This window comes from Xanthomonas sp. NCPPB 901 (assembly GCF_056725085.1).
Genome location: NZ_CM161511.1, coordinates 1,615,433 through 1,634,707, shown reverse-complemented (window position 1 = coordinate 1,634,707; position 19,275 = coordinate 1,615,433). Strand labels below are relative to the sequence as shown.

General features: G+C 68.5%; 16 protein-coding genes. 11 read left to right on the top strand and 5 right to left on the bottom strand.

All coding sequences use genetic code 11. The annotated features are described in order from the left end of the window. Positions 1-21: 21 nt before the first annotated feature. From AC1PME_RS06645 to AC1PME_RS06620, 6 genes are all read left to right on the top strand, one after another. Complete coding sequence (locus AC1PME_RS06645) at positions 22-411, top strand: GntR family transcriptional regulator (protein ID WP_307549389.1); 390 nt, start codon at positions 22-24, stop codon at positions 409-411. Beyond that, positions 404-1,318 carry an ABC transporter ATP-binding protein gene (locus AC1PME_RS06640; RefSeq protein ID WP_481098081.1) on the top strand — a complete coding sequence of 305 codons (915 nt, stop codon included), beginning with the start codon at positions 404-406 and terminating at the stop codon, positions 1,316-1,318. Before AC1PME_RS06645 ends, AC1PME_RS06640 begins: the two co-directional genes overlap by 8 nt. After that, positions 1,315-2,688 (top strand): hypothetical protein, encoded by a 1,374-nt coding sequence (locus tag AC1PME_RS06635; protein ID WP_307549385.1) that lies wholly within the window; start codon positions 1,315-1,317, stop codon positions 2,686-2,688. Before AC1PME_RS06640 ends, AC1PME_RS06635 begins: the two co-directional genes overlap by 4 nt. Positions 2,689-2,764: 76 nt before the next feature. Beyond that, entirely contained in the window at positions 2,765-4,369 is a 1,605-nt protein-coding gene (locus AC1PME_RS06630) for a peptide chain release factor 3 (protein ID WP_481097678.1), read from the top strand. Positions 4,370-4,477: 108 nt separating this feature from the next. Further along, on the top strand, positions 4,478-5,149 hold the full coding sequence (trhA, locus tag AC1PME_RS06625; RefSeq protein WP_307549382.1) for a PAQR family membrane homeostasis protein TrhA: 672 nt from the start codon (positions 4,478-4,480) through the stop codon (positions 5,147-5,149). A 52-nt stretch (positions 5,150-5,201) separates the two neighbouring features. Then, entirely contained in the window at positions 5,202-7,169 is a 1,968-nt protein-coding gene (locus tag AC1PME_RS06620) for an AsmA family protein (protein ID WP_481097677.1), read from the top strand. A 154-nt stretch (positions 7,170-7,323) separates the two neighbouring features. Here the strand turns inward: AC1PME_RS06620 and AC1PME_RS06615 are convergent, their stop codons facing one another. From AC1PME_RS06615 to mtgA, 3 genes are all read right to left on the bottom strand, one after another. Beyond that, a complete protein-coding gene (locus AC1PME_RS06615) occupies positions 7,324-7,752 on the bottom strand; it encodes a CBS domain-containing protein (RefSeq protein ID WP_481097676.1) in 429 nt (142 codons plus the stop codon). Beyond that, entirely contained in the window at positions 7,712-8,734 is a 1,023-nt protein-coding gene (locus AC1PME_RS06610; RefSeq protein WP_481097675.1) for a glycosyltransferase family 2 protein, read from the bottom strand. The genes AC1PME_RS06615 and AC1PME_RS06610 overlap by 41 nt, the downstream gene beginning before the upstream one ends. 192 nt (positions 8,735-8,926) lie before the next feature. Then, positions 8,927-9,670: a monofunctional biosynthetic peptidoglycan transglycosylase gene (mtgA, locus tag AC1PME_RS06605; RefSeq protein WP_481098080.1), complete on the bottom strand. Its 744-nt coding sequence runs from the start codon at positions 9,668-9,670 to the stop codon at positions 8,927-8,929. 81 nt (positions 9,671-9,751) lie between these two features. Between mtgA and hslO the strand changes: the two genes are divergently transcribed. The 5 genes from hslO (at position 9,752) to AC1PME_RS06580 (ending at position 17,214) form a co-directional block, all read left to right on the top strand. Continuing rightward, positions 9,752-10,645, top strand: coding sequence for an Hsp33 family molecular chaperone HslO (gene hslO / locus AC1PME_RS06600; protein ID WP_254460843.1), 894 nt, complete (start codon positions 9,752-9,754; stop codon positions 10,643-10,645). A gap of 115 nt (positions 10,646-10,760) precedes the next feature. Then, positions 10,761-11,621, top strand: coding sequence for an XOO1806 family protein (locus AC1PME_RS06595; protein WP_254460842.1), 861 nt, complete (start codon positions 10,761-10,763; stop codon positions 11,619-11,621). 227 nt (positions 11,622-11,848) lie between these two features. After that, complete coding sequence (locus tag AC1PME_RS06590) at positions 11,849-14,734, top strand: TonB-dependent receptor plug domain-containing protein (protein ID WP_307549370.1); 2,886 nt, start codon at positions 11,849-11,851, stop codon at positions 14,732-14,734. Positions 14,735-14,812: 78 nt separating this feature from the next. Further along, positions 14,813-16,651 (top strand): tetratricopeptide repeat-containing sulfotransferase family protein, encoded by a 1,839-nt coding sequence (locus AC1PME_RS06585; RefSeq protein WP_481097674.1) that lies wholly within the window; start codon positions 14,813-14,815, stop codon positions 16,649-16,651. Then, a complete protein-coding gene (locus tag AC1PME_RS06580) occupies positions 16,648-17,214 on the top strand; it encodes a 2OG-Fe(II) oxygenase family protein (protein WP_307549366.1) in 567 nt (188 codons plus the stop codon). Before AC1PME_RS06585 ends, AC1PME_RS06580 begins: the two co-directional genes overlap by 4 nt. Before the next feature lie 43 nt (positions 17,215-17,257). On the opposite strand, the gene AC1PME_RS06575 is transcribed toward AC1PME_RS06580, so the two are convergent. After that, positions 17,258-18,550 (bottom strand): aspartyl/asparaginyl beta-hydroxylase domain-containing protein, encoded by a 1,293-nt coding sequence (locus AC1PME_RS06575; protein WP_254460838.1) that lies wholly within the window; start codon positions 18,548-18,550, stop codon positions 17,258-17,260. Further along, positions 18,550-19,161: a TetR/AcrR family transcriptional regulator gene (locus AC1PME_RS06570; RefSeq protein ID WP_481097673.1), complete on the bottom strand. Its 612-nt coding sequence runs from the start codon at positions 19,159-19,161 to the stop codon at positions 18,550-18,552. Before AC1PME_RS06570 ends, AC1PME_RS06575 begins: the two co-directional genes overlap by 1 nt. Positions 19,162-19,275 lie beyond the last annotated feature (114 nt).

The following is a 19,275-nucleotide window of genomic DNA, read 5'->3' as shown; positions in this document are numbered from 1 at the left end:
TGTATTGATGTATTAATACACATGGATGCAAACCACCTCCACGTGCAACCCAGCGCCCCGGAACCGATCTACCGGCAGATCGCCGAGCAGATCCGGCGCCTGGTCGCCGCCGGGCAACTGCGCCCGGGCGACGGCCTGCCCTCGGTCCGCGAGGTCGCCGCCACCCACGCGGTGAACCCGATGACGGTCTCGCGCGCCTACAGCCAGCTCGAGGCCGAAGGCGTGCTGGAGCGCCTGCGCGGCCGCGGCATGGCGGTGGCCGCGACCGCCGCCGCGCCGCAGCGGCAACGCCTGCAACTGATCGAACCGCGTCTGCAGGAACTGGTCCGGCATTGCCGCGAACTGGGCCTGCCGTCCTCTTCCGTGATCGAACGTCTTGAACACCTGTTTGGAGAAACTGGCGATGAGTAGCGTGGTGATGGCGGCCGCAGCCCAGGCCGATCTGGATATGCAACTGCCGCTGGCGGCGCAGGATCTGCACCTGGCCTTCGGCGCCCGCCCGGTGCTGCTGGGCGTGGACCTGCAGGTGGCGCGCGGCGAGGTGGTCGGGCTGATCGGCCGCAACGGCGCCGGCAAGAGCACCTTGCTGGCCTGCCTGCTCGGGCTGCTGCAGCCGCAGCGCGGCCAGGCGCGGGTGTTCGGCGGCCCGGCCTTGCGCCTGGACGATGCGCGCAAGGCGCAGTTGGGCTTCGTGCCGCAGCAGCCGCAGGCCTTCGGCTGGATGCGCGTGGAGGAACTGCTCGCCTTCGCCGCACAGCTCTACCCCCACTGGGACGCGCAGCGCGCGGACACGCTGCTGCGCCGCTGGGAACTTGACCGCACCCAGAGCATCGGCAAGCTCTCGCCCGGCCAGGCCCAGCGTCTGACCCTGGTCCGCGCGCTGGCCGCGCGGCCGGCGCTGCTGGTGCTGGACGAACCGGCCTCGGCGCTGGATCCGGTCGCACGCCGCGACCTGATGCGCGAGATCGTCACCGAAACCTGCGACGCCGGCACCACCGTGCTGTTCTCCAGCCACATCGTCAGCGACCTGGAACGCGTGGCCTCGCGCGTGGCGTTCCTGCACCAGGGCCGGCTGTTGCTGGACCAGCCGCTGGACGAGCTCAAGGACAGCGTGCTGCGGGTGACGCTGCCGCCGAAGGCCGCCGCACTGCTCGGCGACGCCGTGCTGCGCGGCGAACTCGCGCGGCGCCACAGCGCCGACGGCGGTATCGCCGTACTGCTGCATGCCAGCGAACCGCCCTCCGCCCTGCTCGGCGTGCCTGGTCTGCGCGTCGACCGGCTCGGCCTGGAGGATCTGTTCATCGAGGTGGCGGGATGAAGCGCCCGCTCGCCGATCTGCGTCTGCTATACACGGCATCCGGCCGGACCAGATGGGTCTACCCCTGGGTGATCGCTGCGGCGTTCGCCCTGACGTGGGTCGACAATCCGCCATCGCCGCTGGTGCTGACCTGTCCCATCGTGCTACTGCTCTGGGCACGACTCGGCGCACGCTTGCTGAGCCTGCTCGACCAGGCGCATCGCCTACGCCTTCCAGGGCTACGCCGTCGCTTTGCGCGCCTGTTCGCATGGGCGGTGACCGGCACCGTGCTGTTGCCGGTCTTGCTTTACACGCCGCGCGGCAGCGATCCCAGCCTGACGGCACCGACGCTGCTACTGTGCGCGTCCGGCGGGCTGCTGCTGGCAACAGCGCCTGCGTGGTCCAGTACCGCGTTGCTGTGCCTGCCCCCTCTTGGCTTCATGCTGCACTACTGGGTCGGCGTCCCATTGGACGCATACCCGCGCACCACCATGCTGGCCGTCGCTGCAGCCTGTGTCGCGGGCGCGACGTGCGCGTACCGCCTTGGCAACTCGCCTCGCCCCGTTGCGCTAACACCCTGGCTGCGTCCGCTGTGGATGAATCTGCAGCCACGCCCGCCCGGCGACGGCGCCATCAGGCAGGTGGTCGCATCGCAAAACGGGTACTGGGCCTGGATGCAGGGCATTGCGCGCCCCAGCGTTCCCTCGGACCTGCACCGCGCACCAGAACGCACCATGCGCTTCGCACTCGGCCCGGGCTTCGCTCCCGGCAGCGTGGCCGCCACCGTGCTAGCCGTCCTCGCCATGCCGTCGCTGGTGCTGCTGTGGACGCTGTTGCTGGCGGGCACGCAATCGCCGACCCTGCCGCTGATCCTGGCCAACGTTCTGGCCAACCTGTCCAGCGCGAAATTCCTGCAACGGCTGTGGCTGTGGCGCAAGCACGGCAACCTCGGCCTGATGGAAAGCGCGCTGTTGCCCGGCCTGGGCGCACCCGGGCAGATCGGCACGCTGTTCAACCAGGTGGTGTTGAAATGCGCGATCGCGGCGATGCTGCCGTGGCTGGGCCTGTCCTGGCTCCTCGGCCTGCTCAGACACGCCCCGGCCGCCTACTACCCACTGACCGTGTCGATCACCCTGACCGGGACCCTGCTAGCCAGCACCATCCTGCTGGCCTGCCTGCGCTGGCCGCGCAGCGTGTCGGCGCTGGTCGTGGCGCACTGCACGCTGGCGCTGCTGGGCGCCATCAGCATCGGCCAGGTCGGCCTGCCCGGCGCCATGGCGCCGCACTGGCTGGCACCAACCTGGAGCCTGCTGCTGCTCGGCATGGTCATCGCCTACAACCTGGTGGCCCGCCAGTCCAGCAAGCGCCCGCATCCCTGGCTGCTCAACTGAACGGCACATACGGGAAGCCCGCTATAATCGCCGGCTTCCTCCGTTGCCGATGACGCCCCTTGCGGGCGTGCCGCCCATGTCCGAAGTCGCCACCGAAGCTGCGCGCCGCCGCACCTTCGCCATCATTTCCCACCCCGACGCCGGCAAGACCACGCTGACCGAAAAGCTGCTGCTGTTCGGCGGGGCGATCCAGATGGCCGGCTCGGTGAAGGGCCGCAAGGCCGCGCGCCACGCCACCTCGGACTGGATGGCGCTGGAAAAGGAGCGCGGCATCTCGGTGACCTCGTCGGTGATGCAGTTCCCGTACGAAGGCAAGATCATCAACCTGCTCGACACCCCCGGCCACGCCGACTTCGGCGAGGACACCTACCGCGTGCTCACCGCGGTGGACTCGGCGCTGATGGTGATCGACGTGGCCAAGGGCGTGGAAGAGCGCACCATCAAGCTGATGGAAGTCTGCCGGCTGCGCGACACGCCGATCATGACCTTCATCAACAAGCTCGACCGCGAAGGCAAGGACCCGATCGACCTGCTCGACGAGGTGGAGACGGTGCTCGGCATCGAGTGCGCGCCGGTGACCTGGCCGATCGGCATGGGCCAGCGCCTCAAGGGCGTGGTGCATCTGGTGACCGGCGAAGTGCACCTGTACGAGCCCGGCCGCAACTTCACCCGCCAGGACTCGACCATCTTCCCGTCGCTGGACGCGCCCGGCCTGGCCGAGAAGATCGGCGAGCAGATGCTGGCCGAACTGCGCGACGAACTGGAACTGGTGCAGGGCGCCAGCCACGCCTTCGATCTGGCGGCCTACCGCGCCGGCAGGCAGACCCCGGTGTTCTTCGGCTCCGGCGTCAACAACTTCGGCGTGCAGCCGCTGCTGGACTTCTTCGCCGAGCACGCGCCGCCGCCGCAGCCGCGCGCCACCACCGGCCGCCAGGTGCAGGCCGGCGAGGACAAGCTCACCGGCTTCGTGTTCAAGATCCAGGCCAACATGGATCCGCAGCATCGCGACCGCGTCGCCTTCATGCGCATCTGCTCCGGCCGTTTCGCCGCCGGCATGAAGACCCTGCATGTGCGCACCGGCAAGGAGGTCAAGCTGGCCAACGCGCTGACCTTCATGGCCAGCGACCGCGAGATCGCCGCCGAGGCCTACCCCGGCGACGTCATCGGCATCCACAACCACGGCACCATCTCCATCGGCGACACCTTCACCGAGGGCGAGTCGCTGTCGTTCACCGGCATCCCCAACTTCGCCCCGGAACTGTTCCGCCGCGCGCGCCTGCGCGACCCGCTCAAGCTCAAGCAGTTGCAGAAGGGCCTGGCGCAGCTGTCCGAGGAAGGCGCCACCCAGTTCTTCCGCCCGCTGATGAGCAACGACCTGATCCTCGGCGCGGTCGGCACCCTGCAGTTCGACGTGGTCGCCTACCGGCTCAAGGACGAATACGGCGTGGACGCCAGCTTCGAGCCGGTCGGCGTGGTCACCGCGCGCTGGGTGCACTGCGACAACCCGAAGAAGCTGGAAGAGTTCCGCGAGAAGAACGCGATGAACCTGGGCATCGATGCCGCCGGCGAACTGGTGTACCTGGCGCCGACCCGGGTCAACCTGCAACTGGCCCAGGAACGCGCGCCGGACGTGCGCTTCGCCGCCACCCGCGAACACGCGCACAGCGTGGCGATGGAATGACCACCGTGTGACCATGGGCGTGCGCCGGCTGAGCGCACGCCCAACCGGTGTCGCAGTGCTGCGCCGCAGCGGATGCGAACCGCTCGCAATTGCGCTACCTTGCGGACCATGGATGCAGACCGGTCGCCCGCCTACTCGAACGCCGACGCGCAGCCTTCCACGGACTGGCGCGACGAACTCGCCAGTGCGCTGACCCACGGCCTCGGCGCGATCGCCGCACTGGCCGGCGGTTCGGTGCTGATCACCCTCGCCGCGATCTACGGCGACGGTTGGCAACTGGCCACCGCCATCGTGTTCAGCGTCACCTTGTTGCTGCTGTACGTGGCCTCCACGCTGTACCACGCCATTTCCCATCCCGGCGCCAAGGCGCGCCTGCAGATCTTCGACCACTGCGCGATCTACCTGCTGATCGCCGGCACCTACACCCCGTTCACCCTGATCGGCCTGCGCGGTCCGTGGGGCTGGAGCCTGTTCGCGGCGATCTGGACCATCGCCGTGGCCGGGGTGATCTTCAAGCTGTTCTTCACCGGCCGTTTCCGCCTGCTCTCGACCATCCTCTACATCGCCATGGGCTGGCTGATCGTGGTCGCGATCGAACCGTTGCTGCGCTCCATCGACGTCTGGACCCTGGGCTGGCTGCTGGCGGGTGGCCTGTTCTACACCCTGGGTACGTATTTCTATCAGCGCGACACCGTGCGCTACTTCCATGCCATCTGGCATCTGTTCGTGCTCGCCGGCAGCGTCTGCCACTTCGTCGCGGTGACCGGCCAGGTGCTCTGAAGCGGCCGATCGCTTTCGCACCCCGTGCACGGCGGCCGCCTAGGATGGCCGCATGGCTCGCGAACCCGTTTCCGCATCCGGCGCACGCCGCCGCTCCTGGCCCTGGCGACGCAACGATGGCCGCCTGCGGCGCTGGCCGTTCGTGCTCGGCGCGCTGGTGCTGCTCCTGCTCGTCATCATCCTGATCTTCGACTGGAACTGGTTCAAGGCGCCGGTGGAACGCGCGGTGCAGGCACGCACCGGACGCGCCTTCCATATCGACGGCAACCTGGACGTGGACCTGGGCCGCATCGTCACCGTGCGCGCCGATCGCCTGCGTTTCGCCAATGCCGGCTGGTCGAAGCAGGCGCAGATGGCCAGCGCCGACCGCGCCGAACTGGACATCGCGCTGTGGCCGTTGCTGCGCGGCCGCGTGCGCATCCCCGAGATCCGCCTGACCAAGCCCGATCTGTTGCTGGAGACCGGGCCGGCCGGACATCCCGGCAACTGGGTGTTCGGCGCGTCCGACGGCGGCCGCCCGGTCGTACTCGGCGCGCTGCTGGTGCAGCAGGGACACCTGCGCTTCCAGGATCCGGCCGGGCGCACCGAGATCGACATCGCCGTCGACAGCCAGGTCGGACAGCGGCGCCATGGCGATGCCGCGCCGCCGATCGCGGTCAGCGGCGACGGCCGCTGGCGCGGCAATCCCTTCACCCTCAAGGGCAACACCGCCTCGCCGCTGGAACTGAGCGAGAGCGACCATCCGTTCCGCGTCGACCTGCGCGGCAGCGCCGGCAGCACCCGCGCGCACATGCGCGGCACCCTGACCAACCCGTTCCAGTTGCGCGTGTTCGACCTGCAATTGCAGCTGGCCGGCACCGACATGGCCCACCTGTATCCGCTGCTGGGCATCGCCATTCCGTCCACCCCGCCCTACCAGTTGGACGGGCGCCTGCAGCGCGACGGCGATCGCTGGCGCTACCAGGACTTCCGCGGCCGCGCCGGCGACAGCGACCTGGCCGGCACGGTGCAGATCGACACCGCCGGGCAGCGCCCGTTCCTGCGTGCCGACCTGCGCTCGCAGCGGCTGGATTTCGACGACCTGGCCGGCTTCGTCGGCGCGCCGCCGCGCACCGGCGCCGGCGAGACCGCCAATGCCGAACAGAAGGCGCAGGCGGCCAAGCTGGCCGCCGCCGACAAGGTGCTGCCGTCCACCCCGTACGACCTCGGCAAGCTGCGCGCGATGGATGCCGACGTGCGCTGGAAGGCGCAGCGCATCAATGCACCGTCGCTGCCGCTGGAGGACATGGACGCGCACCTGAAGCTCGACGACGGCGTCCTGCTGCTGCAGCCGCTGAATTTCGGCGTGGCCGGCGGCGACCTGCGCTCGGACATCCGCATGGACGCGCGCAAGCCCACCCTGCAGACCCGCGCGCAGCTGTCGATCCGCGGCGTGCAGTTGGGAAAGCTGTTTCCCGACGGCAAGCTGGCCAAGGAGGCGGCCGGCGCGATCGGCGGCGAGATCGCACTGACCGGCAGCGGCAACTCGATCGCGCAGATGCTCGGCAGCGCCGACGGCAACGTCGCGGTCGGCATGGGCAAGGGCCGCATCAGCAACCTGGTGATGGAACTGGCCGGCCTGGATCTGGGCGAATCGCTGAAGTACCTGGTGACCAAGGACCGCGAAATCCCGGTGCGCTGCGCGTTCGGCGACTTCGGCGTCCGGCACGGGGTAATGACCTCGCGCGCACTGGCCTTCGACAGCACCGACACCCTGCTGGTCGGCAGCGGCACCATCGACCTGGGCCAGGAACGCCTGGACCTGCTGCTGAAGGCGCAACCCAAGGACCACAGCATCCTGGCCCTGCGCTCGCCGCTGCGCGTCGGCGGCACCTTCAAGGACCCCAGCTTCCGCCCCGACTTCAAGGCCCTGGGCGTACGCGGCGCCATCGCCGTGGCCCTGGGCAGCATCGCCCCGCCCGCCGCCCTGCTGGCCACCATCGAGACTGGGCCGGGCAAGGATATTCAGTGCGGGCATTGAAGCCGGGAATGGGGAATCGAGAATAGGGAATGGCAGGATCAAAAGCGCATTGCGCGCGTCGATCTTGTCAGGCGACCGATGTCCCAAGATCGCGTCAGGAGATCGCTGCGTTTGATTTCCTATTCCCGATTGCCCACTCCCGATTCCCAGCCCCTCAGCTCCTGATGTACTCCTGCAACTGATCCAGCTCCTGGCGCTGCTCCTCGATCACCGCCTTGACCAGGTCCCCGATCGAGATCACGCCGACCACGGCGCCGGCGTCCACCACCGGCAGGTGGCGGATGCGGTGTCCGGTCATCAGTTCCATGCACTGCTGCACGCTCTGCGAGGAATCGACGGTGTGCACCTTGCCGCTCATGATGTCGCGCACCGGCGTGGTCGCCGAGGAGCGGTCCTGCAGGACCACCTTGCGTGCGTAGTCGCGCTCGGACAGGATCCCGGACAGCTGTCCGTCCTGCATCACCAGCACCGCGCCGATGCCCTTGGCGGCCATCAGCCGCAGCGCCTCGATCACCGCCGTGTCCGGCGCGACCGCGTGGATCTCATTGCCCTTTTCGCTCAAGACCTGCCGTACCGTGCGCATCGCTGCCTCCCGGTTCGCTGGATCGCATGGCCGAGCATACTCCTTCGCCCGGTGCACGCCAGGTGTCCACCAGGTACAGCGGTCGTTGCTTGGATTCCTCGTACAGACGACCCAGGTATTCGCCGATCAGGCCCAGTGCGATCAGCTGCACGCCGCCCAGGAACAGGATCACCGCCATCATCGTCGGCCAACCGGCCACCGGATCGCCCCACAGCGCCGCCTTGACCACCACCCAGATCGCGAACAGGAAGGCGCCGACCGCCGTCGCCAGGCCCACGTAGGTCGCCACCCGCAACGGCGCGGTCGAGAAACCGGTGATGCCGTCCAGGGCGAAGTTCCACAGCCGCCACAGGCTGAACTTGCTGCGCCCGGCCAGCCGCGGCGCGCGTCGGTACGGCACCGCCAGGCGGCGGAAGCCGATCCAGCCGAACAGCCCCTTCATGAAGCGATGACGCTCGCGCAACTGCCGCAGCGCGGCCAGCGCGCGCGGCGACAGCAGGCGGAAATCGCCGGTATCGGCAGGGATCGGCGTCTTCGACAGGCGCCCGATCACGCGGTAGAACAGCGCCGCGGTGCCGCGCTTGAGCCAACTCTCGCCTTCGCGCACCAGGCGCGTTCCGTAGATGTCGTCGTAGCCGGCGCGCCAGTGCGCCACGAACTGCCCGATCAGTTCCGGCGGATCCTGCCCATCGGCATCCAGCAGCATCGCCGCGCCGCGGTCGACACAGTCCAGGCCCGCGGTCAGCGCCAGTTCCTTGCCGAAATTGCGCGACAGGCGCAACGCCCCGACCCGCGGATCGGACGCGGCCAGCGCCTGGATCGCCTCCCAGGTGGCATCGCGGCTGCCGTCGTCCACGTACAGCACGCGCCCCTCCAGCCCGGGCAGGCCATCGAGCGCGGCGAGGATGCGCGGGTGCAGCAGCGGCAGGGTCTGCGCCTCGTTGAACGCAGTGACGACGACGGTGAGACGTTCGGATTCCATCGGCGGATGGTACGGAGCGGCCTGCGCGTTCACCAGCGGCCCGCGCATCGCCTGACGAGTTCCTCCCTTCTCCCACCGGGAGAAGGTGCCCCGAAGGGGCGGATGAGGGTCCGCCTGCCGCCGAACCCCAATGCGCACGTGCGGCCGCACCCTCACCCCAGCCCCTCTCCCGAGGGGAGAGGGGCTTCAAGCCTACGGCGCCTGCAGATAGGCCGGTCCGCCCAGTTGCCGGGTCTGGCGTTGGATCCAGTTGGCCCGCCCCTGCACATAAGGGCCGGGACGGGCGGCGTTGTAGCGCTGCGGCGCCGGCAGCACCGCCGCCAGCAGCGCGCTCTGCGCCGGCGTCAGCTGCGCCGCGTCCTTGTTCCAGAAGCTGCGCGCCGCCGCCTGCGCGCCGTACACGCCGTCACCGAACTCGGCCACGTTGGCGTACACCTCGAGAATGCGCTGCTTCGACCACAGCGCCTCGATCAGCACCGTGTACCAGGCCTCCAATCCCTTGCGCAGCCAGCTGCGGCCCTGCCACAGGAACAGGTTCTTGGCGACCTGCTGGCTGATCGTGCTGGCCCCGCGCAGGCGCCCGCCGCGCGCGTTGTGGTCGCGCGCCTTCTCGATCGCGTCCAGGTCGAAGCCATGATGGCTGGGAAAGCGCTGATCCTCCGCGGCGACCAGCGAGATCGGCAGGCTCGGTGCGATCTGCGCGGTATCGCGCCAGTCGTAGGCGATGCGGTACGACCAGTCGCCGCCGGCCCAGGCGCCCAGCTGGCGCTCCAGCATCATCGCCGAGAACGGTGGATCGACGAAGCGCAGCAGCAGCACCTGCGACAAGCTCGCCAGCACGAAGACCAACGGCGCCAGCAGCACCCAGCGCCGCCAGCGCCTGGCGCGCGGACGCGCCGGCGCGGCGCCACTTGCATCGCGGCGCGCCGCCCCCATTCCTATGCGTTCTTCGACCTGGTCCACCGTGATGATCCACTATCGTGCGGTCGCCATCTTCCCATGCGCAGCGAGGCCGCAATGCATTCTTCCGACGATCGTCTGACCCGCTTCCTGCTGCCCGACGCCGGCGTGCGCGGCGTGCACGTGCGCCTGCACGACACCTGGCGCGAGATCCTGGCGCCGGCCAGCTACCCCGCCGCGGCCACCGAACTGCTGGGCGAGGCCTGCGTCGCCGCGGCCCTGTTCACCGGCCACACCAAGGTCGACGGACGCCTGTCGGTGCAGTTGCGCAGCCAGGGCGCACTGCGCACCCTGTTCGCCGAATGCACCGCCGCCGGCACGCTGCGCGGCATCGTCCAGCTGGGCGAAGGCCAGGACGCGCCGCGCGACCTGCGCGCGCTCGGCGACGACGCCCTGCTGGCGATCACCATCGAGAACCCCGGCCTGGACCCGCGCGAACCGCAGCGCTACCAGAGCCTGGTGGCGCTGTCCTCGGCCGAGCTGGACGAGGCCTTCGAGGACTACTTCCGCCAGTCCGAGCAGTTGCCGACGCGGCTGATCCTGGCCGCCGACGGCAGCCACGCCGCCGGCCTGCTGCTGCAGAAGCTGCCCGGCGACGCCGGCGACGAGGACGGCTGGAACCGAGCCGGTGCGCTGTTCGAGACCGTCGGCGAGGCCGAACTGCTGGCGACGCCGGCCGAGACCCTGCTGCACCGGCTGTTCCACGAAGAGACCCCGGAACTGCTGGGCGACCGCCCGCTGCGCTTCGGCTGCTCGTGCTCGCGCGAGCGGGTGGCGGCGATGCTGCGCTCGCTGGGCGAGGAGGAAGCACGGGCCGCCGCCGAGGCCACCGGCCAAGTTGAGATCCGTTGCGAGTTCTGCGGCCGGCACTATGACTTCCCTTTGACGGAATTCGGCGTATTGTTTGCCGTAACGCAGGCTGAACCGACATCCTCGGAGCGCTTGCACTAGCTGAAACGCGCGTCGCGACCGGGGAGTCCGACTTGTTAAAGAAACATAAATCCACTAGCATCGACCACCCTGCCCGGCGGGAACTTTTGTGCCCGCCCAAAGTCTCAGACTGCTGATGCGACCCTTTCTGCGCCTACCGCTCGCCCTGCTGATCGCCCTTGCGGCGAGCACGGGCGCACACGCGCAGAACAAGCCGGCCACTGGCCAGGACCGCACCGTGCTGCCGGTCTGGAACAAGGGCAGCGGCAAGGTCGAGGCGCTGTTGTATCTGGAGCCCACCGGCGAACAGGCGGTCGGCGCGCGCTGGCATTTCGGCCGCAACTCCCTGGATGCCGCGTTCGGCCTGTCCTCCGGCGACTCGCTGGGCCTGCTGTGCAACAGCGCCAGCGGCAGCAGCATCAGCGGGCTGGCCAGCCACTGCATGCTGGCCAGCCTGGGCGACGACGACGGCACCACCGGCCACCACGTCGCCGCCACCACCACCTTCAACCGCCCCGGCGGGCGCCTGTCGCTGTCGGCCGGCACCGGCCGCGAGAACCTCCCCGCCTGGCTGGCCGGCGCCAACAAGACGCCGTCGATGCGGATGGAGCAGAACGACCTCACCGTCTTCGCGCAGCAGAACATCGGCCGCGAGGGCTTCGTCTCGATCGGCGGCACCTACGCCAAGGCGCGCCTGGTCCCGATCGCCGACGCCACCCCGGCGATGCTCGACCGCTGGGACAGCAAGAGCCTGAGCATCGGCGGCGGCTACGGCTCGTTCAGCGCCAACGTCATCGGCCGTGTCGTCGACGCCCCCGGCCAGCCCGGCAAGTGGACCGGCCTGGGCGTGGGCCTGACCTGGCGCACCCCGTGGAGCGGCCAGCTGACCGTCGGCGCCGAGAACGTCATCACCCGCGGCAAGAACCCGTTCTCGCCGAACAACATCAGCACCGAAGAAGGCACCATTCCCTACGTGCGCTACGAGCAGGATCTGTAGCGGCCACTGGCAACGTGCTGTTCCGAAACGAAAAAGCCTCCTCGCGGAGGCTTTTTTATTGCCTGAACAAGCGTGATATACATCACTGAAATTACACGCCCATTAACGACTCTTTAATTTCTCTGAAGACAAAGTTAACATCGGCTTACCCCGCGGTTTTTGGCATCGCTTTTTCGGCGCCTCCGCAGGAGAACTCAGCTGACATACACCTTTCGGAGAGAGAGCCAATGAATTGCAAGACCCATCGCTTGCGCGACGCGATCGCGTGCGCCCTCGCTGCCGGCACCACCGCGTTGCTCAGCACCGGCGCGGCCGTGGCCCAGGACAGCTCCTCCAACGATGCGTCCAAGACCCTGGACACCATCCAGGTCACCGGCTCGCGCGTTGCCCGCGTTGAAACCGAGACCGCCAGCCCGGTGGTCGTGATCGATCGCGCCGCGATCGAGCAGACCGGCAAGCTGACCCTCGGCGACCTGGTCCAGGAACTGCCGGCGATGTCCGGCGCGCCGGCCACCCCGGCGGTCAACAACGGCGGCGGCGACGGCAAGTCCTCGGTCGACCTGCGCGGCCTCGGCGACGAGCGCACCCTGCTGCTGGTCAACGGCCGTCGCGTCGTCAACAACGACGTCAACTCGATCCCCGCCAGCGCCGTGGAGCGCATCGAAGTGCTGACCAGCGGCGCCTCGGCGGTGTACGGCTCCGACGCCGTGGCCGGCGTGGTCAACTTCATCCTGCGCAAGGACTTCGAAGGCCTGGCGGTCAGCGTCGACTACGGTCAGGCGACGCATCTGAACGACGGCGCGCGCAGCGGCGGCTCGCTGACCTTCGGTCAGGTCGGCGATCGCGGCAACATCATGGTCGGCCTGAACTACAACAAGTTCGACGGCATCTCCTCCGCCGACCGCAAGTACTCCAAGGACGCGACCTACCTGTACAGCGGCGCGGTCACCGTGCTCGGCTCCAGCCGCAATCCGCGCGGCCGCATCACCGTGCCGGCCGCCCTGCGTCCCCAGTACGGCGGCTGCTCCACCGTCACCCTGAAGCCCGGTGCGACCGGCGCCTCGCAGGGGGATTATCGCTGCTACTCCGGCGCGACCGACTCCTTCAACTACCAGGCCACCAACCTGATCATGACGCCGCAGGAGCGCACCAACGCGTTCTTCCTGGCCAACTATCAGATCACCGACAGCATCAACGCCTTCGCCCAGGTCTACCACAACAAGACCAGCTCCAACTTCGCGATCGCGCCGCTGCCGTTCGACGCCCGTGGCGACAAGGTGGTGATCTCCGCCGACAACTTCTACAACCCGTTCGGCACCAACTTCGGTGCGGACAACGGCGGCAACCAGTACAACCAGCTGCTGACCCGCTTCACCTCGCTGGGCCAGCGCCGTTCCTACTACAGCACCATCACCGACCAGGTCGTGGCCGGTCTGGAAGGCTTCGTCGGCGACAGCACCTGGAAGTGGGACGCGGCCATGAACTACGGCCACTACACCCGCGAGAACACCAGCTACGGCTACGTGTACTACGCCGGCCTGCGCGACGCGCTGGGCCCGTCGTTCCGCGACACCGATGGCGTGGTCAAGTGCGGCAGCGCCGGCGCGGTGATCGCCGGCTGCACCCCGTTGAACATCTTCAACATCAACGACCCGCAGACCATCGCGACCCTCGGCAAGTACGAGGCGCGTCCGACCTACTCCACCACCTACCAGATGCGCAGCTTCGAAGCCAACGCCAGCGGCGAGCTGTTCTCGCTGCCGGCCGGCGCCACGCAGCTGGCGGTGGGCGTGTCCTGGCGTGAGGAGTACCAGAAGAACGCGGTCGACTACATCGCCATCGCCAATGCCAACGGCAACTGCTTCATCTCGCAGGAAGCCTGCGGCACCCCGCTGAGCGGCAAGTACAACGTGAAGGAACTGTACGCCGAACTTTACGTGCCGCTGCTGTCCGAGGTGCCGTTCGCGCACCTGCTGGCGCTGACCCTGGGCTCGCGCTATTCGGACTACAACACCTTCGGCAACACCACCAACAGCAAGGTCCAGCTGGAGTGGCGTCCGATCCAGAGCCTGCTGCTGCGCGGCACGGTCGCCGAGGTGTTCCGCGCGCCGACGATCGAGAACCTGTACGCCGGCGCCAGCGGCGATGCGCCGAATTTCGCCGATCCCTGCCTCGGCTACGGCCGCACCGGCACCCCGCGCGACCATGAAGCGGCGTGCGGCGCCGGCGCCGGCGCGACCGCCATCCCGGGCGCCACCGGCATCACCCCGAGCGGCATGTCGCAGACCACCGGCGTGTGGTCGGGTTCGGTCGCTGCGGGCTTCGACCTGAAGCCGGAACAGGGCAAGTCGTTCGACTGGGGCGTGGTCTATGACCCGGAATGGCTGCCGGGCTTCTCGGCCAGCCTGGACTACTGGCGCCTGTACCTGAACGACACGATCAACCGCGCCGATGCGCAGACCGTGGCCGACATCTGCTACACCGACAACAACAGCCCGTTCTGCGGCTTCATCAACCGCTATGCCGACGGCCAGGTGAACTTCATCCGCGAGCCGATCGTCAACCTGGGCCGCCTGGATACCAAGGGCTGGGATCTGGCGCTGCGCTACCGTCTGCCGGACACCGCCTGGGGTAGCTACACCTTCGGCCTGGACGGCACCTACATCGCGCGCTACGACAACAAGACCAACCCGGCCGATCCGGCGGGCGTGGTGACCCATATCGCCGGCACCTACAACAAGAGCTACGGCCTGTACTCGCGTGTCCGCGGCCGCCTGTTCGTGAACTGGCAGAAGGGCGACTTGGGCGCGAGCTGGCGCGTGCGCTACGTCGGTCCGTTCGACATCGGCAGCGCCGATCCGGCGCAGAACCGCAGCGCCGACGCCGGCCTGCCGTACGTGGTGGTTCCCTACGGTTCCTACTTCCTGCACAGCGTCAGCGTGAACTACGCGCTGCCGTGGTTCAATTCGAAGGTGGAAGTGGGCCTGGACAACGTGTTCGACAAGCAGCCGCCCATGCTGTATCAGAACAACGTGCTGAACGCCAACACGGACGTGAACAGCTTCGACACCGTTGGCCGCTACCTGTGGGCTCGCTACAGCATGAGCTTCTGAGTTCGCTCAGTCCGCTCCTGACGTGACGACGAGGGCCGCGCGAAGCATTCGCGCGGCCCTCTTTTTTGGCAGACCGGAATGAACGCACCACAGCTGCAATACGCGATCCATCTCATCGAACAAGGCCGGGCCGACGCGGCAGGCGACCTGTGCCGGCAGGCACTGGCCACGGCACCGCACGATCCCGGCTGGCACACGCTGCTGGCGATGGCGCTGCAACAGAGCGGCGACGTGGCCGGAGCGGCCACGCACTACCGCACCCTGACCCGCCTGCAGCCGCAGGAGTCGGCGCACTGGGCCAATCTGGGCATGGCGCTGCGTACCCTTGGCGAGCATGCCGACGCCGACCAGGCCTACCGGCAGGCGCTCGCCCTGGCGCCGCAGACCTACCACTATCTGGTCGACCATGGCCTGCTGCTGCTGGACATGGGCGACATCGCGCGTGCGCGGCACCGCCTGCTGGACGCGGTCGACCTGGATCCGGCACAGCCGGAAGCACGCATCCACGCCGCCATCGCCTGCTTCGAATGCGGCGATGCGCAGCGGGCCGCCGCCCTGCTCCCGCCGCCAGCAGTGTGGCCGCACTTGCCCGACGACCTGCGCGAGGACCTGGCCGGTGCGCTGATCCAGGTCGGCAGAACCGACGAGGCCGAGGCGTTGCTGTCGCAGGCGCAGCGCGGCCAGGCGCCGTCGCTCTCCAACCTGATCCGCCTGGCGCAGCTGCACGAACGCACCAATCGCATCACGCAGGCCGAGACGCTGTGGCAGCAGGCGAGCGCTCTCGCCGCGCAGGACGACCGGCAGACCCGCATCGATCTGCTGCAACTGCAGTCGGCGCTGGCGCTGCGCCGCAAGGACTACGCCGCCGCGCGCGCCGCCACGACCGAACTGCTGGCCCTGCAACCGCAGGTGCAGATCGAGGCCAACGCCTACTTTGCGCTGGCCGGCATCGACGACAAGCAGGGCGAGCCCGCCGCGGCGATGGCCATGCTGGAGAAGGCGCACGCCCTGCAGTTCAAGCTCGCTGCCGAGACCATTCCGGAAATCGCCCACTCCGGCGAAGAACCGCTGCAGATCTCCAGCCTGTGGCTGGACAACCCGTTCGCCACGGACCCGCGCGGCACGGCGCCGGACAGCGACGCATCGCCGGTGTTCATCGTCGGCTTTCCCCGCTCGGGCACCACCATGCTCGAACAGATGCTCGATGCGCATCCGCGCTACGTGTCGATGGACGAACGCGCGATCCTGCAGCGCTGCATCGAATGGATGGAGGCGCAGGGCAAGCGCTACCCGTACGACCTGGACGCGCTGGACCAGGACCAGGTCGCAGCAATGCGCCAGGTGTACTGGGCGGAAGTCGCCAAGGTCGCGACCCTGGCCCCCGGCCAGCAACTGGTCGACAAGAACCCGCTGAACATGTTGCGCCTGCCGGTGATCATGCGCATGTTCCCCGCCGCGAAGATCATCCTCGCCCTGCGCCACCCCTGCGACGTGCTGTTGAGCTGCTACATGCAGAACTTCCGTTCGCCCGCCTTCATGGTGCTGTGCTCCACGCTCGAGCGCCTGGCCAAGAGCTACGTGAACGCGATGCGTTTCTGGATCCACCATCAGGCGCTGCTGCAGCCGCAACTGCTGATCCTCAAGTACGAGGAAACGGTGGCCGATTTCCCTGCGCAGGTGCAACGCATCGGCGACTTCCTGGGCATCGACCAGGCCGGGTTCCTGGCCGATTTCGCGCAGCACGCGGCACGCAAGGGCTACATCAGCACCCCCAGTTACGCGCAAGTGGTGGAACCGGTGAACCAGCGCGCAGTGGGACGCTGGCATCCCTATGCGCCCTGGCTGGCCAGTGCGCTGCCAATCCTGCAGCCGGTCGCGACACATTGGGGCTATGACCTGGAGGCGCGCACCCCATGAAAGCGCTGAGCGACTACATCCGCAGCTACGACGACGCGCTGCCCATCCCGTTCTGCCAGCAGTTGATCGACGGGTTCGAATCGTCCCGCGCGCACCACCTGCGCAACGGCAGCACGCTCCACGCCGCGCTCGCCGAGAGCAACTGGACCGAGCTGGACGTCGGCAAGCTGGCCGATCCGGCCTTCCTGGGCTTTTTCCTGGACCGGATCGAACACTACCTGGCCCGCTACAACCAGGAGCTGGGCCTGACCCTGCCCATCCCGTACCGGCCGACGATCGACCGACTGATCCTGAAGAAATACCAGGTGGGCGGCACCGATCGCTTCCAGCCGCACTTCGACGCGCTCGACGCGGTCTCGGAGCGCTACCTGGTGTTCCTGTGGTACCTCAACGACGTCGGCGAAGGCGGAACCACGCGCTTCTGCGACCTCGACGTGGAAACTGCGCCCCGCGCGGGCAGGCTGCTGATGTTCCCGCCCTACTGGATGTACCAGCACGTCGGCGAGCCGCCCGTTTCCAACGACAAGTACATCCTTTCGACCTACCTCATGTTCAAGCGCTGAGCTGCGCCGCGGAGCGCACGACGCGCACCGCGGCCGGCGCCGCTCAGACGCCGGCGCGCAGGTTGAACGCGCCGATCGTCTCGACCAGTTGCCGCAGCGCCTGCGTCTCGGCTTCGTCCAGATCCGGGTGCCAGGTGTCCAGGATCGTCACCACCCGCACCCGCTCGCTGCGGTTCCAGGCCTGGTGCAGGCAGGTATCGTTGAAGGTGACCAGGCGCCCGACCTCCCAGGCATGCGCGATGCCGGCGACCTCGAGCGCGCAGTCCGGCGGCACGATCAAGGGCAGGTGGGTCACCACGCGCGCATTGGTCACGCCGTAGTGCGGCTTGATCGTGGTGCCGGGCGCCAGGATCGAGAACAAGACCTCCGGCGCGTGCCCGTCGATCCGGGTCAACGGCACCTGAGCCAACGCGGCGGCCGTGCGCGGGCAATGCTGCAGGTTCTGCGGGTAGGCCTGCCCGTGCCGGTAGAAGAAATACGCATCCCAGGCGCCGTCGCCGCGCTGGCCGACGAGATAGTCCTGCGGCGACGCGCCGTTGCTGAAATCCAGGAACGGTTGCACCGACTGCCGCGACGCCAGGACCTGGTGCACCTCCTCGACGATCCCGGCGGCAGCGTCCTGCAGCCGGTCGTACCAGGGGAAGCGCGCAGCCCCCAGATAGGGCGACGGATCCAGATCCGGGACGTACAGGAAGGTCGGATGCTGGCCATCGTCCGCAGGCCGCGCCTGCAGCCCGAGATAGATGCGCAATGCCGCCATCACCCGGCGCAGCGCGGTCTCGCCGAAGCGATCGAGCAACGGCTGGATCGCGGCGACAAACAACGCGTGCCGCCCCTGATCGATCCGCTGCATCGCGGCGACCACGCGCGTCCGTAATTCGGGCGCGGTACTGGCCTGGTCGAGCCAGCGCCCCTTGGCCTGCGCCGTGCGCACCGCCGCGAAGTACATCGGCAGCGCCTCGTCGTGGCGCCCGAGCGCCTCCAGGCTTTCGGCATACCACAGCCGTACCAGGAACGCGTCGGCGGCCAGCTGCAAGGCGCGCTCGAACGCGGGCACGGCCTGCGCATGCTCGCCGAGCCGGGCCAGGCAGATCGCGCTGCGGCTGCATGCCTCCACACTCGGTTCGGCCGCCGCCAGCAGCGCCCAGGCGTGGGCGGCGCGCGCGAACGCGCCGCTGTCCATCAGCAGCAGCGCATGCGCGCGGCGTAGCGCCAGATCGGCGGGCGCAGCGTCCAAGGCGCGCTCGCACAGCGCATCGGCAGCCCGGTAGTCGCCCGCGGCCACGTGCCGATGCACGGCCTCCAGGGCGTCGGCAGCGACGGGACCGTGCGCCATCAGCCCGGAATCAAGGTCACGATGACGTGTTCGACGTAGGCCTCGAAGTCCTCGCGCGCCTGCTTGGGCTGGTGCAATTGCAACGACAGCTGCAGGAAGCCGACGTAGGCGGCATAGGCCAGACGCGCGCGGTGCTGCGCGTCGGTGCGGCTGAGTCCGGACTGGCGGAACGAGGCGATCAGATACTCCATGCGCCGCTGCGAGACCCGGTCGATCACCGGCCGCACCGCGGGATGGTCGAGCGCCTTCAGCAACTCGCTGTAGATGACGTGCGGCTTGACCTCGTGCGCGACCAGCTGGAACAGCGCGCGCAGCCGCGTACGCGGATCCGGCACTTCTTCCAGGCTGCCGAACACCTGTTGCTGCTCGACCAGTTCCCAACGCTCCAGCGCGGCCTGCAGCAACGCATCGCGCGACGGGAAGTGCCAGTAGAAGCTGCCCTTGGTGACGCCCAGGCGCCGCGCCAGCGGCTCCACCGCCACCGCGCTGACGCCCTGTTCGGCGATCAGGTCCAGGGCGGCCTGCGCCCAGTCTTCGGCGCTGAGCCGGTTGTTGCGGCCGCCGCCGGAAGCGGCGCCGTCGTCGGAGGAAGGAACGGGCGCGGTATTCATCCGTGGATTTAACCATACGGGGACGTCGGTTGCAGTATGTGGCCTTCACAAGGCCGGCGCAAATGCCCGGCAGCATTGGCTTTTCGCACCCATACTGCATCGTATTGACATGCC

Bases quoted from the DNA above. Each gene is read 5' to 3' on its own strand.
- AC1PME_RS06645 (WP_307549389.1), top strand. From the start codon at position 22: ATGGATGCAAACCACCTCCACGTGCAACCCAGCGCCCCGGAACCGATC.
- AC1PME_RS06640 (WP_481098081.1), top strand. From the start codon at position 404: ATGAGTAGCGTGGTGATGGCGGCCGCAGCCCAGGCCGATCTGGATATG.
- AC1PME_RS06635 (WP_307549385.1), top strand. From the start codon at position 1,315: ATGAAGCGCCCGCTCGCCGATCTGCGTCTGCTATACACGGCATCCGGC.
- AC1PME_RS06630 (WP_481097678.1), top strand. From the start codon at position 2,765: ATGTCCGAAGTCGCCACCGAAGCTGCGCGCCGCCGCACCTTCGCCATC.
- trhA (WP_307549382.1), top strand. From the start codon at position 4,478: ATGGATGCAGACCGGTCGCCCGCCTACTCGAACGCCGACGCGCAGCCT.
- AC1PME_RS06620 (WP_481097677.1), top strand. From the start codon at position 5,202: ATGGCTCGCGAACCCGTTTCCGCATCCGGCGCACGCCGCCGCTCCTGG.
- AC1PME_RS06615 (WP_481097676.1), bottom strand. From the start codon at position 7,752: ATGCGCACGGTACGGCAGGTCTTGAGCGAAAAGGGCAATGAGATCCAC.
- AC1PME_RS06610 (WP_481097675.1), bottom strand. From the start codon at position 8,734: ATGGAATCCGAACGTCTCACCGTCGTCGTCACTGCGTTCAACGAGGCG.
- mtgA (WP_481098080.1), bottom strand. From the start codon at position 9,670: ATGGGGGCGGCGCGCCGCGATGCAAGTGGCGCCGCGCCGGCGCGTCCG.
- hslO (WP_254460843.1), top strand. From the start codon at position 9,752: ATGCATTCTTCCGACGATCGTCTGACCCGCTTCCTGCTGCCCGACGCC.
- AC1PME_RS06595 (WP_254460842.1), top strand. From the start codon at position 10,761: ATGCGACCCTTTCTGCGCCTACCGCTCGCCCTGCTGATCGCCCTTGCG.
- AC1PME_RS06590 (WP_307549370.1), top strand. From the start codon at position 11,849: ATGAATTGCAAGACCCATCGCTTGCGCGACGCGATCGCGTGCGCCCTC.
- AC1PME_RS06585 (WP_481097674.1), top strand. From the start codon at position 14,813: ATGAACGCACCACAGCTGCAATACGCGATCCATCTCATCGAACAAGGC.
- AC1PME_RS06580 (WP_307549366.1), top strand. From the start codon at position 16,648: ATGAAAGCGCTGAGCGACTACATCCGCAGCTACGACGACGCGCTGCCC.
- AC1PME_RS06575 (WP_254460838.1), bottom strand. From the start codon at position 18,550: ATGGCGCACGGTCCCGTCGCTGCCGACGCCCTGGAGGCCGTGCATCGG.
- AC1PME_RS06570 (WP_481097673.1), bottom strand. From the start codon at position 19,161: ATGAATACCGCGCCCGTTCCTTCCTCCGACGACGGCGCCGCTTCCGGC.